The sequence below is a fragment of the Pseudomonas sp. P97.38 genome, assembly GCF_001269745.1.
GTDB lineage: Bacteria > Pseudomonadota > Gammaproteobacteria > Pseudomonadales > Pseudomonadaceae > Aquipseudomonas > Aquipseudomonas chlororaphis_E.
Genome location: NZ_LHVJ01000014.1, coordinates 47,091 through 62,111, shown reverse-complemented (window position 1 = coordinate 62,111; position 15,021 = coordinate 47,091). Strand labels below are relative to the sequence as shown.

Sequence of the window (15,021 nt, the reverse complement as noted above, 5' to 3'; positions counted from 1 at the left end):
GCGGGCAGGCAAGAAAAAGAGACGGCAACGAGCCTGGCATCGCCCACCGTGATGCCGTTGGATGAATCAGGCCGGTCTCCGGGCTCATGAGTGGCGTGTGCCGGGCTGCGCGCCTTCCCATGTCTAGGCTATGTAACTATTTCGTACACATCCTAGGACACAGTGGCTTGTGGGCAACCTTGACTCATTTACCGTTGCGGGGGCAGCGCCGGGTTCGTGTGCACTCACCGGCTTCCCTGTTTCACTCTGTCGGCCATGGCCACAAAGCACCTGAAACAAGCGGCGAAGGTTAGAGGGTTGGGGGTGGAGCGTCAATTAAAGCTGGTTCACCGGTCATTGGCCCGGATCAATAAAGTGACGCCAATCTTGTGTCAGGCTGCAGCAAGTGATATCAAATGGACATTACCCCGATATCACAAGAATAAGAGGGCAAAACGTATGCAAGGCATGATCATCAGCAATCCGAAGCTGGAATTCCTGCGCCCTATGCTGGAGCGCTGGTTTGATTGCATCGACCGCTACAACGCCCTGCGCGGCGATAACGACACACCCTATTGGCACGATGAAAAGGCCAACCTCGGATTGCTGTCGGCCGCGGCCTGGATGGCCGAGATGGTCACGCTGCAAGACACCCCCACCCGCAAGCAGAACGAAGAAGGCGAACGCAACGCCAGCGCCGATCTGTTCATTGCCAGCAGCGAGGAGCGCGCCTTCATCCAGGCCACCCAGCGCTGGCCCAAGGTCAGCCACCTGAACCTGACCCAGCCTCTGGCCGAAATCACCAGCGATGCCAAGCGCATCAGCTATGCCAGCGACTTGAAGCTCGGCTGCCTGTTCGTGGCGCCGCAAAAAGCCCAGCAGAGCGCCACGCCGGAAGAACTGCAGGACATGCTCGACGACCTGCAAAAGGAAAACACCTGCGCCGTGGCCTGGTACTTCCCCTACGCCTATCGCAAGTTGCGCAACGAGAGCGGCCATTATCATCCGGGCATTGCCGTGCTGTTCAAGCAAGCCCACGGCTGATGGGTTGAACCATACGGGCATCTACGCTTCTCTATGAATAACCACATGCATTCATAGGGAAGCCAGCATGCTCAAGCCACCCCATTTAATGATCCTCGCCCTTGCCGTCGGGCTCGCCGCCTGTGGCGAGTCTTCCACCTTGCAGGTGTCCGACGGCACCGGCCCGGCGCCGAAACTGCCCGAGCCGAACAAGACCCTGATTCCCACCGTCAACATCGCCGAAGCCATCGGCTGGCCACAGGGCGCCAAGCCGACCGCGGCCCCAGGCCTGCAAGTGGGCGCGTTCGCCGAAGGGCTGGACCATCCGCGCTGGCTCTACGTCCTGCCCAATGGCGATGTGCTGGTGGCCGAAACCAACGCCCCGCCCAAACCGGATGACGCCAAGGGCATCCGTGGCTGGGTGATGAAGAAGGTCATGGGCCGCGCCGGTGCCGGGGTGCCCAGCCCCAACCGCATCACGCTGCTGCGCGACGCCAATCATGATGGCGTCGCCGAAACCCGCACCGTCTTCCTGGAGAACCTCAACTCGCCGTTCGGCATGACCCTGGTGGGCAACGATCTGTACGTGGCCGACACGGATCGGCTGATTCGCTTCCCCTATAAGGAAGGCGATACGCAAATCACCGCCCAACCGACCAAGGTCGTCGACCTGCCCGGCGGCACCCTCAACCATCACTGGACCAAAAACGTCATTGCCAGTCGCGACGGCAGCAAGTTGTACGTCACCACCGGCTCGAACAGTAACGTGGCGGAGAACGGGATGGAGGCCGAAGAAGGCCGGGCGGCGATCTGGGAAGTCGATCGGGCCAGCGGCAGCCACCGCATCTTCGCTTCGGGCCTGCGCAACCCGAACGGCCTGGCCTGGGAGCCAAGCAGCGGCGCGCTGTGGACGGCGGTGAACGAGCGGGATGAGATCGGCAGCGACCTGGTGCCGGACTACATCACCTCGGTCAAGGACGGCGCCTTCTATGGCTGGCCTTACAGCTACTACGGGCAGAACGTCGATGTGCGCGTTGAACCGCAGAACCCGGCGCTGGTGGCCAAGGCCATCGCCCCGGACTACGCCGTTGGCCCCCACACGGCGTCACTGGGCCTGACCTTTGCCGAAGGCAGCCACTTGCCCGCGCCGTTCACCGAAGGCGCTTTCATCGGCCAGCACGGCTCTTGGAACCGTAAGCCCCACAGTGGTTATAAAGTGATTTTCGTACCGTTCAGCGGCGGCAAGCCGGTGGGACAACCGGTGGATGTGCTGACCGGGTTCCTCAATGCCGACGAGAAAGCCCAAGGCCGGCCGGTGGGTGTAGTGATCGATAAGCAGGGTGGGCTGTTGGTGGCTGACGACGTGGGGAACAAGATCTGGCGGGTTTCGGGTAAGTGACCGATCTTTGAAATAACCCCGTGGCGAGGGAGCTTGCTCCCGCTGGGCTGCGCAGCGGCCCCGGTGCTTGATGGTTGCTACGCAACCGAACGGGAGCAAGCTCCCTCGCCACAAAATCCATCCGGCTGTGACGAGCTCCAGTCGTCAGGGATTACGCGCCAGATGCTCCGGCTGCAACACCCGCTTGGCACCCAGGTAGGCTTTCTGCCAATAGGCCTTGGACAGGCTGTCGAGCTTGACCGTCCCACCCGTGGCCGGCGCATGCACGAAACGCCCCTCCCCCACATAGATCCCGGCATGGCTGACCTGTGAGCCGCCATTGGTGGCGAAGAAAACCAGGTCACCGGTCTGCAACGCTTCCTTGCCGACATCCGGCGCGCGCATGCCGATCATTTCGCGCGTGGAACGCGGCAGCGAGATACCGGCGGCGTCGCGGTAGACGTAGCCGATCAGGCCACTGCAATCAAACCCCGAATCCGGCGTATTGCCGCCCCAGCGATACGGCGTGCCCACCAGGCCCAGCGCCCGAAAAAGCACGTCTTCAGCGGCTGGAGAAAAGGTTTGTGAGGGGGCAAAGACCACCGGAGCCCGTACCGGCGCGGGTGGCGGTGTACGGCTGGCGCAAGCGCTGAGCAGCGCGGCGAGACACACGAGAGCAAGGCGGGCCGACGTCGACATATGCAGAACAATCCTGATCTGGATGCGGCTTTTCTGCCGTGGGCATGAAAACAAATCCGCCTGCGAGGTACGCAGGCGGATTGCCATCAATCAATGATCATGGATTCTAGCGGCTATGAGGCAAACTTCAAGTAAGACTTTAAGTTTGCCTTACAAACTGTGCGCTTACTTGCGAGCGGTGACCACAGTCGGAGCCATGGCGAGGGCGCGCTTGGCTTCGATGAAGGTCTTGCTCCAGTAGCTGTCGCCCAGGCTGTCGATTCGAACGCCACCGCTGCGGCGGCTGCTGGAATGGATGAACTGGTTGTCGCCCAGGTAGATACCGGCGTGGCTGACGCGCCCGCGACGGCCGCTGGTGCTGAAGAACAGCAGGTCACCGGGTTCCAGTTGATTACGCGCTACCAGCGGGGCGTTCACGTTGATCATTTCCCGCGTCGAACGTGGCAGGCTCATGCCGGCCTCTTCACGGAACAGGTAGCCAATGAAACCGCTGCAATCGAAGCCGGCTTCAGAGGTGCCGCCAAAGCGGTAACGGGTGCCGATCAACGACATGCCGCGTTCCAGGATGCTGTCGGCCAGCACCGGAAGCTGGTATGGCTTGTTGCCGGCGAACGCTGCCAGCTCTTTGTCGTTGGCCATTTCTTCCTGGAAGGACACGGAGGAAGACTGGGCGGTAACGGTGTTCTGAACCTGTGGTTGTTGTACTTGCTGAGACACTGGAGTGTGGGCAGCGCAACCGAACAACAGGGTAACGAGTGCGAGAGGCACGAGGGGTGCGAAGCGATTTAGCATGGGCACGACCGTGGCTGAAGTAGTAAAGATGGCGAGACTATGCCCTCTATCAACCTCATTTGCAAATTCAATCGATGAAAATGTGACTTCCCGGTTTTGCGTTTACATCTAAGCGCTTAAGCCCATTTTAAATGTCACGTGGCCTGCAACCCAGCAGGACCGCGGGTTTCGTCGCGTCCAGACACGGCCAAGGGCCACTACAGACAACGGTTCTACCAGCCCAAAGTTTCTTTCAAAAAAGGAATAGTCAGCTTGCGCTGAGCCTGGAGGGAAGCCTGGTCGAGACGTTCGAGCAATTCGAACAGCGCGCTCATGCTGCGGGTGCCACGGGTGAGGATGAAATGCCCGACTTCGTCGGTCAGGTGCAGGCCACGACGGGAAGCACGCAGCTGCAAGGCACGCAGCTTGTCTTCATCGGACAGCGCGCGCATCTGGAAAATCAGTGCCAGGGTGAGCCGGGACTTGAGATCCGCCAGCTTCACCGGCAGCTCCCGTGGCGACGTCGAGGCGGCGATCAGCAAGCGCCGACCGCTGTCGCGTAAGCGGTTGAACAGATGGAACAGGGCTTCTTCCCAGTCGGCCTTGCCGGCAACGGCCTGGAGATCGTCCAGGCAGACCAGTTCGTACTGCTCAAGGTTGTCGAGGATTTCCACACCCCGGTCCAGCAACTCGGCCAGCGGCAGGTACACCGCCGGCTCGCCCAACTGCTCGAACCGCAGGCAAGCGGCCTGCAACAGGTGCGTGCGCCCTACTCCGTCCTTGCCCCACAGATAAATCAGACTCTCGGTCCAGCCAGCGTCGGCTTCGCAAAGCCGCTCGACATAGCCGAGTGCAGCGGCATTGGCGCCTGGGTAGTAGTTGATAAAGGTGGCGTCATCACGCAGACGCACACCTAGGGGCAGCTGAATCGGTTTCATGCTGACTGAACGGCTGCGGGGAGCCGCGAGTGGCCTCTGTGTAAAGTTGGCAAAGTTTATACCCGTGGCGCGGACCGCACAATGCGCCGGACCACGAGCAAAATCAAAGGTTTGCAGCGACAGCATCAGGGATCGACGGTTTTCCTGACGTTGCTCCTACAGCTCGGGGTCTTCGGTGCCGCTGTAGATGTCCGAATCCTTGTACAAGTCGTGCATGTGTCGCACCAGCACCATGATCACCGCCGCCACCGGTAGCGCCAGCAGGATCCCGGTGAAGCCGAACAACTCGCCGCCCGCCAGGATCGCGAAGATCACCGCCACCGGATGCAGGCCGATCCGGTCGCCCACCAGCAACGGTGTCAGCACCATGCCTTCCAGCGCCTGGCCCACCATGAACACCGCCACGATGCCCACCATGGGATACAGGTCGCCGCCGAACTGGAACAACCCGGCAATCAACGCCGCGCCGATACCGATCACAAAGCCCATGTACGGCACGATGGCCGCCAACCCGGCGATCATGCCGATCAACAGGCCCAGTTCCAGCCCAACCAGCATCAACCCGGCCGCATAGATGAAGCCCAGCGCGACCATCACCAGCAGTTGCCCACGCACGAACGCCCCCAGCACCTCGTGGCATTCGCCGGTCAGGGCCATGATGTGTTCTTCGCGATGACGAGGCAGCAGGCTGCGGATCTTCGCCATCATCAGGTCCCAGTCCCGCAACAGGTAGAAGGCCACCACCGGAATCAGCACCACGTTCGCCAACCAGCCGATCAGCGCCAGGCTCGAGGCCGTGGCCTGGCTCAGCACCACGCCGACGATGTCGGTGGTCTGGCCCATGTGCTCGCTGATCGCCGCCTTGACCTTGTCGAACTTCCAGAAGCCGTCCGCCAGCCCCAGCTTCGACTGCACCCATGGCATCGCGGTGTGCTGCAACCAGTCCAGCATCTGCGGGGCCAACTCATACAGGCGCACCAACTGCTTGGCGAGCATCGGGACCAGCACCAGCAACAGGGCGCTGACAATCAAGGTGAACAGGGCGAACACCGCCACCACGCCCCAGGTTCGCGACAGGCCGAATTTTTCCAGGCGATCGACCACCGGATCGAACAGATAGGCCAGCAGCAACGCAACCAGGAACGGCGTGAGGATCGGGTGCAGCAGATAGATGAATGCAAACAGCAGGGCGATCCCACCCAACCAGAACCAACGCCGCGTATCGCCCATGAACCACTCCTAGCTATATAAAGAAAGAAAACCTACCAGCGAAAACGCAGATTGGCGGTCGGCGCCGGTGCCGGCGCCGCCACCGGGGCCGCGCCATCGACGGCGGGTGGCGTCTGCGGTGCGGGTGCCGGGGCTTCACCGGCCGGGACCTCTTGCAGTTTCGCCAGGGCCAATTGCGCCTTCAACTGGTCGGCGCTGCCGTTGACCCGATAGAGGACACGGTCAGCGTCGACCCGCTGCAACTGCCCAGCGAACGGCTCGAGCAAGCGTGACAGCGCCGCGTAGCGCTCAAGGTTCATGCCCTGCACTTCCAGCAGTTGCTCGCTGGCCAGGCCCGGCTTGGCGACGAAGCGCGGCGCCAGGCGTTGGCTCACCGCCAGCATGACCGCGTCGGCCAGCGCCGCCGGATCGGCCCCTTGGGCCGTGCCTTGCTCGCGCTGGTCGCCCAGCCACAGGCGCCAGGTGCCGTGCCACTGCCCGCCCTCTTCCTTGGCATGGACTGCCAGCAACGCATCCGCCGCGTAACGCTCCGACGCTGCCTGCAACGGCGCCGGGTCGGTGCCTTCCAGGTTCGGCGCGGTGGCGACGATCTGTTCGCTCAGGTCCGCCAGCGGCAGATGCAACGCCAGGCCCCGATGTTGCGCGGCACGCCGTAGTGGCGCCGCGCTGGCCTGGCCATCACCCACCAGGCTGGAGCCCTCGACCGAATCGTTCAGCCACCAGCCCAGGATCGACGGCCGGTTCGCGCTCCACAGCGACAACCCCGCCGAGCGCAGCGCACGGTCGGTGCTCGCCGGGTCGAAGTCGACCTTCAGGCTTTCCGGAGGGCCAGCGTCGTAGCCGTACTGGAGAATGATTTGCTGTGGGTCCTTGCGGACCGCCGCCAGGCCGGGATTCTGTGTGGCCTTGGCGTCGCCGGTCAGGCGCAGCACCAGGGTGTCCAGGGCGCGCAGCGTCGCCTGGTTGCGCTCCTCCGGCGTCTGGTTGCTGACCGGTTCGAACACTTGATAGAGGCCATTGACGGTTTCGGCATGGCTCGCCAGGCTGATCAGCGACAGGCAACCCACGGACAAGAATTTGAACAAACGCATGGAAGATTCCCGGACATAACGGCTGGAACAGGCCGTGTGAAGAAGATTGAGCATGGCTGTGACCACGGCATCGGGCAAAACATTCACCCGCCCGATGGAAGTTTCGCACTGTCATCACCATAGCCGGTTACCGCTACACCTTATACAGCCGCGTCGCGCAGTACCAAAATAAGAAATATCGGTTTTTTTCCGTGGATATGTCCCTGCCCGTCGGCGCGAGGATGGCCGCTGCCCCACAAGCCTGATAAAATCGCGCGCCTTCGCAGACCGGCAACCGTCGGGCATCCGGAATAATTCGTACAACGGTTATTCAATGGCCCCGGCAGTCGGTCGTTACCCAGAAATCCCCCCTAAAGGCCTGGATCATGAGCAAGCAACCCTCCCTGAGCTACAAGGACGCCGGTGTAGACATCGACGCCGGTGAAGCATTGGTCGAACGCATCAAGAGCGTCGCCAAGCGCACTGCGCGCCCGGAAGTCATGGGCGGCCTGGGCGGTTTCGGCGCCCTCTGCGAGATCCCGGCCGGCTACAAGCAACCGGTGCTGGTGTCGGGCACCGACGGCGTCGGCACCAAGCTGCGCCTGGCCTTGAACTTGAACAAGCACGACAGCATCGGCATCGACCTGGTCGCCATGTGCGTGAACGACCTGGTGGTCTGCGGCGCCGAGCCACTGTTCTTCCTCGATTACTATGCCACCGGCAAGCTGAACGTCGACACCGCCGCCCAGGTCGTGACCGGTATCGGTGCCGGCTGCGAACTGTCGGGCTGCTCCCTGGTGGGGGGCGAAACCGCTGAAATGCCTGGCATGTACGAAGGCGAAGACTACGACCTGGCCGGCTTCTGCGTCGGCGTGGTCGAGAAAGCCGAGATCATCGACGGCTCGAAAGTCGCCGCCGGCGATGCCCTGCTCGCCCTGCCGTCTTCCGGCCCGCACTCCAACGGCTACTCGCTGATCCGCAAGATCATCGAAGTCTCGGGTGCCGACATCGAGAACACCCAGCTCGACGGCAAACCGCTGACCGACCTGCTGATGGCCCCGACCCGCATCTATGTCAAGCCTCTGCTCAAGCTGATCAAGGACACCGGCGCCGTCAAGGCCATGGCCCACATCACCGGTGGCGGCCTGCTGGACAACATCCCGCGCGTGCTGCCAAAAGGCGCCCAGGCCGTGGTCGACGTGGCGAGCTGGACCCGCCCGGCGGTGTTCGACTGGCTGCAAGAGAAAGGCAACGTCGACGAGACCGAGATGCACCGCGTGCTGAACTGCGGCGTGGGCATGGTCATCTGCGTGGCCCAGGAGCACGTCGAAACCGCCCTGAACGTGCTGCGTGAAGCCGGCGAACAGCCTTGGGTGATCGGTCAGATCGCCACCGCCGCCGAAGGCGCTGCCCAGGTCGAGCTGCAAAACCTCAAGGCGCACTGATGCACGAACGGATGCCTGCAACCTGTAACGTCGTGGTGCTGCTGTCCGGCACCGGCAGTAACCTGCAGGCCCTGATCGACAGCACGCGGACCGGCGACAGCCCGGTCCGTATCCGCGCGGTGATTTCCAACCGCGCCGACGCCTACGGCCTGCAACGCGCCAGGGACGCGGGTATCGACACCCGCGTCCTCGATCACAAGGCCTTCGAAGGCCGCGAAGCCTTCGACGCCGCGCTGATCGAACAGATCGACACCTTCAATCCGCAACTGGTGGTGCTGGCCGGCTTCATGCGCATCCTCAGCGCCGGCTTCGTGCGGCACTACCAGGGCCGCCTGTTCAACATCCATCCCTCGCTGCTGCCCAAATACAAAGGGTTACACACTCACCAGCGTGCCCTGGAGGCCGGCGACACGGAACACGGCTGCTCCGTGCACTTCGTCACCGAGGAACTCGATGGCGGACCACTGGTCGTACAGGCAGTAATACCGGTAGAGTTGCACGACACGCCGCAAAGCCTGGCGCAACGGGTTCACGCCCGGGAGCACCAGATCTACCCGATGGCCGTGCGTTGGTTTGCCGAAGGACGGCTTACCCTCGACGATCGTGGGGCCTCACTGGACGGCCAGTTGCTCGCCGCCAGCGGCCATTTGATTCGACACTAGGAGATTTTATGCGTCGCGCCCTGCTCTTCGCTTGCGCTCTGCTTGCCCTGCCCCTGGCACAGGCTTCGGAACTTCAACCGTTCTCCGCCAGCTACACCGCCGACTGGAAACAGCTGCCCATGAGCGGCACCGCCGAACGCAGCCTGACCAAGGAAGCCAACGGCACCTGGAAGCTGAGCTTCAAGGCTTCGATGATGATCGCCAGCCTGACCGAAGAAAGCACCCTGACCCTGGACAAGGACACCCTGCTGCCCCAGTCCTACCACTTCGAACGCGGTGGCCTGGGCAAGGCCAAGAAGGCCGACCTGGACTTCGACTGGAACACCAAGATGGTCACCGGCACCGATCGCGGCGATGCAGTCAAGCTGCCGCTCAATCGGGGCATGGTCGACAAGTCCACCTATCAACTGGCCTTGCAGCACGACGTCGCGGCCGGCAAGAAAAGCATGAGTTATCAGGTGGTCGACGACGGCGAAGTCGACACCTATGACTTCCGCGTGCTGGGTTCGGAAAAGGTCGAGACCAAGGCCGGCCAGATCGACGCGATCAAGGTCGAGCGCGTGCGCGACCCGACGCAAAGCAAGCGCATCACCGTGCTCTGGTTCGCCAAGGACTGGGACTACCTGCTGGTGCGTCTGCAACAGGTCGAGACCGACGGCAAGGAGTACAACATCATGCTCCAGGACGGTACGGTCAACGGGAAGGCTGTGAAAGGCAGCTGATCCACACTGGCAATAAGAAGCCCCGCCGATGCGGGGCTTCTTATTGCCCGAATTTCAAGCCCGCCCTATCGGCGCAAATAGAAAATAAGCGTCATGCACCCTTTAATAAGAGCCGGGTTAATTCAAGGCAACGCGGAACGCCAAACAACAACGCAACTCAATTTTCCGTCACCATATTCATCCGGTTCATTTTTTTCCACAAGCATAACCCCCTTGACTACAATTGAGCCATCCAAAGCATCCTTCAACTCCCTGAGATTTATCCGACGAGTAGTAGTAGGATGAACAATTGTCTTTATTTTAAAATACCAATTATGACCTGAATCATCGCATTTTTTATCATCAAATCGTATCACTGTGGCCGAAGGTACATTTTCAAGCATAAAATACCTCGCCTCGTCATTCGTACAACTAGTACCTCCCATATTAAAATATTGCGCTTCAGTGGTCTCTTTAATTTCTAACGCACAAGACTTGCCGCCCCCATCTTCATTTGCAGATAGTTTAATCACCCCCTTCGGCATATCCGCTTGCATTGATGAATTATTGCCTGTGCAGCCAGATAGAAATATAAAGCCAATAACCAATACTTTAAAAAAATCCATAATATGACCCCTTGATTACCAATCCGCCATAAACCTCCCGGCTGCTTCATATCGAAAACAATTCAAGCATCGCCAGGCACCATCAAACACACCCAATCTCACCACGCCGGATGGAAGTAAACAGGGTTTTGAGGGGCGGGGTAACTGTCAAAGTTGACAGGTGCACCTAAAAATCTGATCGAATGGACTTTCGCTGCATCATGAAACCTTCTTCATGAACACCACCTGCGACCGAATGCCGCGCCCTGCCTAGCCTGCAGGATTGCTGCACTTTTCATGAAAATTTCTTAACGCTTTCGGGCATTTACTTAGCAGGCTATCAAAACCTATAACAAAGTCCTGCACACGCCTTGCTGCAGATGACAGAGATTGGAGCTTGCAAGATGACTGTGAAAGTAAATGAACGCGACGACGCCCATATGTCCCACGAAGCCATTGCGGCGGGTATCCGGATCTGGGATGTGCATCAACAGGATTTGCTGGTGGGGATGTTCCATTCAGAGACGGAGGCGAACCGCTATAGAGACGAGCTGGAGTGCCAGGAACGGCAGCGCTCGGGTGAGGCAGTAGAATCCTGAACGATGCGCAAACCCGTGGCGAGGGAGCTTGCTCCCGCTGGGCTGCGTAGCAGCCCTTTTTAGTGAGTGCTTCGCACTCAAGCGGGAGCAAGCTCCCTCGCCACAGTTTGTTTCAAGCTGCCGGATCTACCACATCAAATCATCCGGAATCTGATACGCCGCGTACGGATCGTCCGCGTCCACTTCTTCGGTCTGGGTGTTGAGCTGGACGATGCGCTTGGGGTCGCGCTCCTGGATCTTCAGGGCCGCCTCGCGCGGGATCACTTCATAGCCGCCGGCATGATGGACGATCGCCAGCGAGCCGCTGCTCAGCTTGTTGCGCATCAGGGCGTTGACCGAGAGGCGCTTGACCTTCTTGTCGTCGACGAAGTTGTAGTAATCCTCGGTGTTCAGCCTCGGCAGGCGCGAAACTTCGATCAACTGCTTGATCTGCGCGGCCCGGGCCTTCTGCTCGGCCTTTTCCTGCTGCTGGCGATTAAGCTCCTGGTCGCGCTTGACCTTCTCGGCCATGGCTTCCTGGGCGGCACGCTGCTGGGAGTCATCGAGTTCGATCTGGCCTTTGTGCGCCAGGCGCTGCTGCTTCTGTTTCTCTTTGCCGACCTGCTTGGCCTGCTTTTGGTTGACCAGCCCTGCTTTGAGCAACTGGTCGCGAAGGGAAAGGCTCATGGTGCTTACTCACTTAGGCAACGGCCTCAGCCACAGCTGGGCAAATTCTTTTCCTGACGTTTGGCTTCGCCCCACAAGGCGTCCAACTCTTCGAGGGTGCAATCTTCCATGGGACGGTGGGTGTCGCGCAATGCCTGTTCGATAAATCGGAACCGCCGCTCGAACTTGCCATTGGCGCCGCGCAAGGCTGTTTCCGGGTCCACCTTGAGGTGGCGGGCCAGGTTCACCACGCTGAACAGCAGGTCGCCGATCTCGTCGCTGATGGCGGCCGCGTCGTTGTCAGCCATGGCTTCAAGCACTTCGTCCAGTTCCTCCCGCACCTTGTCGAGCACCGGTAACGGGCCGGGCCAGTCGAAACCGACCTGGGCGGCACGCTTCTGCAATTTCGCCGAGCGCGACAGCGCCGGCAAGGCACCGGGCACATCGTCGAGCAACGACAATTGCTCGGGCGCCGAGGCTTTCTCGGCCCGCTCCTCTGCCTTGATCGCTTCCCAACGCTGCTTGACCTGTTCTTCATTCAGGCGCGGCACATCCAGCGGCGCGTACAGGTCGCCGGTGGGGAACACATGGGGGTGGCGACGAATCAGCTTGCGGGTGATGCTGTCGACCACGCCGGCGAATTCGAAACGGTTTTCTTCCCGCGCCAACTGGCTGTAATACACCACCTGGAACAGCAGGTCGCCCAACTCACCCTGCAAGTGATCGAAGTCCCCGCGCTTGATGGCATCGGCCACTTCATAGGCTTCTTCCAGGGTGTGGGGGACGATGGTTGCATAGGTTTGCTTGATGTCCCACGGGCAGCCGTACTGCGGATCCCGCAGGCGGTTCATCAGGTGAAGCAGGTCTTCAAGGCTGTACATCAATCCATCCCATCCAATGAATCTCTGTGGGGCGAGCTTGCTCGCGATGGCGCCTTTTCAGTCACTGCATCTTTGACTGCCAGACCCTCATCGCGAGCAAGCTCGCTCCCACATTTTTGATCGCGTCGGACCTTTAACCCGGTGTCCGATTACGCCGGGTCTCGATGATGTTCGGCAACTGGGAAATCCGCCCCAACAACCGCCCCAGCGCATCCAGCCCCGGAATCTCGATGGTCAGGGACATCAGCGCGGTGTTGTCCTCCTTGTTCGAGCGGGTGTTGACCGCCAGCACGTTGATCCGCTCATTGAGCAACACCTGGGACACGTCACGCAGCAGACCGGAGCGGTCGTAGGCGCGGATGACGATGTCCACCGGGTAGGTGAGCACCGGCACCGGTCCCCAACTGACCTGGATGATCCGCTCCGGCTCGCGGCCGGCCAGTTGCAGCACCGAGGCGCAATCCTGGCGGTGGATGCTGACGCCACGGCCCTGGGTGATGTAGCCGACGATCGCGTCCCCCGGTAATGGCTGGCAGCAGCCGGCCATCTGGGTCATCAGGTTGCCCACGCCCTGGATCTGGATGTCGCCGCGCTTGCCGGGCTTGTAGCCGGTGGCCTTGCGCGGGATCAGCTCCAGTTGTTCGTTACCGCGCTCCGGCTCCACCAGTTGCTGGGCCAGGTTGACCAGTTGCGCCAGGCGCAGGTCGCCAGCACCGAGGGCGGCGAACATGTCTTCGGCGGTTTTCATGTTGGCCTTTTCGGCCAGCTTGTCGAAATCCACCTGAGGCAAGCCCAGGCGACTGAGTTCGCGCTCGATCAAGGTCTTGCCGGCGGCGACGTTCTGGTCGCGGGCCTGCAACTTGAACCAGTGGACGATCTTCGCCCGTGCCCGCGAGGTGGTGATGTAGCCCAGGTTCGGGTTCAGCCAGTCGCGGCTCGGCGTGCCGTGCTTGCTGGTGATGATCTCGACCTGCTCGCCGGTCTGCAGGCTGTAGTTGAGCGGCACGATCCGCCCGTTGATCTTGGCGCCACGGCAGTTGTGGCCGATCTCGGTGTGGACCCGGTAGGCAAAGTCCAGCGGCGTCGCGCCCTTGGGCAGGTCGATGGCGTGGCCGTCGGGGGTGAAGATGTAGACCCGGTCCGGCTCGATGTCCACGCGCAGTTGTTCCGCCAGGCCACCGATGTCGCCCAGTTCCTCATGCCATTCGAGGACCTGGCGCAGCCAGGAGATTTTCTCTTCGTAGTGGTTGGACCCGGACTTGACGTCGGTGCCCTTGTATTTCCAGTGCGCGCAAACGCCCAGCTCGGCTTCCTCGTGCATGGCGTGGGTGCGGATCTGCACTTCCAGCACCTTGCCCTCGGGGCCGATCACCGCGGTGTGCAGCGAGCGATAGCCGTTTTCCTTGGGGTTGGCGATGTAGTCGTCGAATTCCTTGGGGATGTGCCGCCACAAGGTGTGGACGATCCCCAGCGCGGTGTAGCAATCGCGCATTTCCGGGACCAGCACGCGAACGGCGCGAACGTCGTAGATCTGGCTGAATTCCAGGCCCTTGCGCTGCATTTTGCGCCAGATCGAATAGATGTGCTTGGCCCGGCCGCTGATGTCGGCTTCCACGCCGGTGGCCTGCAGCTCTTCGCGCAACTGGGTCATCACGTCGGTGATGAAGCGCTCGCGGTCCAGGCGCCGCTCATGCAACAGCTTGGCGATCTGCTTGTACTGATCCGGCTCCAGGTAGCGGAAAGACAGGTCTTCCAGCTCCCACTTGATATGACCGATGCCGAGGCGGTGAGCCAGGGGCGCGTAGATGTCGAACACCTCCCGGGCGACCCGGTTGCGCTTTTCATCGTCCGCCGCCTTGACGGCGCGGATGGCGCACGTGCGCTCGGCCAGCTTGATCAGCGCGACGCGCACGTCGTCGACCATCGCCACGAGCATCTTGCGCAGGTTCTCCACCTGGCCCTGGGTGCCCAGGACCATGGAGTGGCGCGGGCTGAGGCTGGCGCTGATGGCGGCCATGCGCAACACGCCGTCGATCAGCTTGGCGACCACCGGGCCGAAGCGCTGGCTGACCACCGAGAGCTGGATCTGGCCTTCGCGCACGCCACGGTACAAGACCGCCGCCACCAGCGAATCCTGGTCGAGCTTGAGGTCGGCAAGGATCTCGGCGATTTCCAGGCCCGTCTGGAAACTCGACGTGCCCTCGGACCAGAGGTTTTTCGCCGCGTTGTGTTGTTGCTCGGCCTCACGAGCGAACTCACAGGCCTCTTTCAAGGCTTCACGATCCAGCACCATGTCGATGCTGACCGTGTGATCGAGCCAAGCCTCGAGATTGATACTGCCGTCGGTGTTGATCGGCTGGTGTGCTCTCACCTGTACCATCTTTGCTTACCTTCC

Annotated in this window: 15 protein-coding genes and 1 riboswitch; of the genes, 6 read left to right on the top strand and 9 right to left on the bottom strand. The window is 61.2% G+C overall.

Annotated features, from left to right (window positions below; genetic code table 11):
- Positions 1-51: 51 nt before the first annotated feature.
- Positions 52-289, bottom strand: a riboswitch (cobalamin riboswitch).
- Positions 290-438: 149 nt separating this feature from the next.
- Entirely contained in the window at positions 439-1,023 is a 585-nt protein-coding gene (locus AD664_RS08735; protein WP_047736529.1) for a hypothetical protein, read from the top strand.
- Positions 1,024-1,090: 67 nt separating this feature from the next.
- The gene (locus AD664_RS08730) at positions 1,091-2,401 is read left to right on the top strand and encodes a sorbosone dehydrogenase family protein (RefSeq protein ID WP_053145918.1); all 1,311 of its coding nucleotides are present in this window, start codon (positions 1,091-1,093) and stop codon (positions 2,399-2,401) included.
- A gap of 144 nt (positions 2,402-2,545) precedes the next feature.
- Here the strand turns inward: AD664_RS08730 and AD664_RS08725 are convergent, their stop codons facing one another.
- From AD664_RS08725 to AD664_RS08705, 5 genes are all read right to left on the bottom strand, one after another.
- Positions 2,546-3,079 (bottom strand): C40 family peptidase, encoded by a 534-nt coding sequence (locus tag AD664_RS08725; protein WP_053145916.1) that lies wholly within the window; start codon positions 3,077-3,079, stop codon positions 2,546-2,548.
- 165 nt (positions 3,080-3,244) lie between these two features.
- Positions 3,245-3,871: a C40 family peptidase gene (locus AD664_RS08720; RefSeq protein ID WP_042728539.1), complete on the bottom strand. Its 627-nt coding sequence runs from the start codon at positions 3,869-3,871 to the stop codon at positions 3,245-3,247.
- A gap of 212 nt (positions 3,872-4,083) precedes the next feature.
- Positions 4,084-4,788: a DnaA regulatory inactivator Hda gene (gene hda / locus AD664_RS08715; protein ID WP_042728538.1), complete on the bottom strand. Its 705-nt coding sequence runs from the start codon at positions 4,786-4,788 to the stop codon at positions 4,084-4,086.
- 156 nt (positions 4,789-4,944) lie between these two features.
- The gene (locus AD664_RS08710) at positions 4,945-6,018 is read right to left on the bottom strand and encodes an AI-2E family transporter (RefSeq protein ID WP_042728537.1); all 1,074 of its coding nucleotides are present in this window, start codon (positions 6,016-6,018) and stop codon (positions 4,945-4,947) included.
- 32 nt (positions 6,019-6,050) lie between these two features.
- Complete coding sequence (locus tag AD664_RS08705) at positions 6,051-7,109, bottom strand: DUF2066 domain-containing protein (RefSeq protein ID WP_053145915.1); 1,059 nt, start codon at positions 7,107-7,109, stop codon at positions 6,051-6,053.
- 365 nt (positions 7,110-7,474) lie between these two features.
- On the opposite strand from AD664_RS08705, the gene purM reads away from it, so the two are divergent.
- From purM to AD664_RS08690, 3 genes are read left to right on the top strand one after another with little or no spacing between them, the layout of a single operon-like run.
- Entirely contained in the window at positions 7,475-8,533 is a 1,059-nt protein-coding gene (gene purM, locus AD664_RS08700; protein WP_042728535.1) for a phosphoribosylformylglycinamidine cyclo-ligase, read from the top strand.
- A gap of 11 nt (positions 8,534-8,544) precedes the next feature.
- Positions 8,545-9,195 (top strand): phosphoribosylglycinamide formyltransferase, encoded by a 651-nt coding sequence (purN, locus tag AD664_RS08695; protein WP_047739480.1) that lies wholly within the window; start codon positions 8,545-8,547, stop codon positions 9,193-9,195.
- Positions 9,196-9,203: 8 nt separating this feature from the next.
- The gene (locus AD664_RS08690) at positions 9,204-9,917 is read left to right on the top strand and encodes a DUF3108 domain-containing protein (RefSeq protein WP_042728534.1); all 714 of its coding nucleotides are present in this window, start codon (positions 9,204-9,206) and stop codon (positions 9,915-9,917) included.
- Between the two features lie 122 nt (positions 9,918-10,039).
- Here the strand turns inward: AD664_RS08690 and AD664_RS27500 are convergent, their stop codons facing one another.
- The gene (locus AD664_RS27500) at positions 10,040-10,522 is read right to left on the bottom strand and encodes a hypothetical protein (protein ID WP_157061555.1); all 483 of its coding nucleotides are present in this window, start codon (positions 10,520-10,522) and stop codon (positions 10,040-10,042) included.
- 383 nt (positions 10,523-10,905) lie between these two features.
- On the opposite strand from AD664_RS27500, the gene AD664_RS08685 reads away from it, so the two are divergent.
- On the top strand, positions 10,906-11,100 hold the full coding sequence (locus AD664_RS08685; RefSeq protein WP_053145913.1) for a hypothetical protein: 195 nt from the start codon (positions 10,906-10,908) through the stop codon (positions 11,098-11,100).
- Positions 11,101-11,226: 126 nt separating this feature from the next.
- Here the strand turns inward: AD664_RS08685 and AD664_RS08680 are convergent, their stop codons facing one another.
- From AD664_RS08680 to relA, 3 genes are all read right to left on the bottom strand, one after another.
- A complete protein-coding gene (locus AD664_RS08680; RefSeq protein ID WP_053145911.1) occupies positions 11,227-11,766 on the bottom strand; it encodes a DUF2058 domain-containing protein in 540 nt (179 codons plus the stop codon).
- A gap of 26 nt (positions 11,767-11,792) precedes the next feature.
- Positions 11,793-12,626 (bottom strand): nucleoside triphosphate pyrophosphohydrolase, encoded by an 834-nt coding sequence (gene mazG, locus AD664_RS08675; protein WP_053145909.1) that lies wholly within the window; start codon positions 12,624-12,626, stop codon positions 11,793-11,795.
- Positions 12,627-12,759: 133 nt separating this feature from the next.
- On the bottom strand, positions 12,760-15,006 hold the full coding sequence (gene relA, locus AD664_RS08670; RefSeq protein ID WP_042728530.1) for a GTP diphosphokinase: 2,247 nt from the start codon (positions 15,004-15,006) through the stop codon (positions 12,760-12,762).
- Positions 15,007-15,021 lie beyond the last annotated feature (15 nt).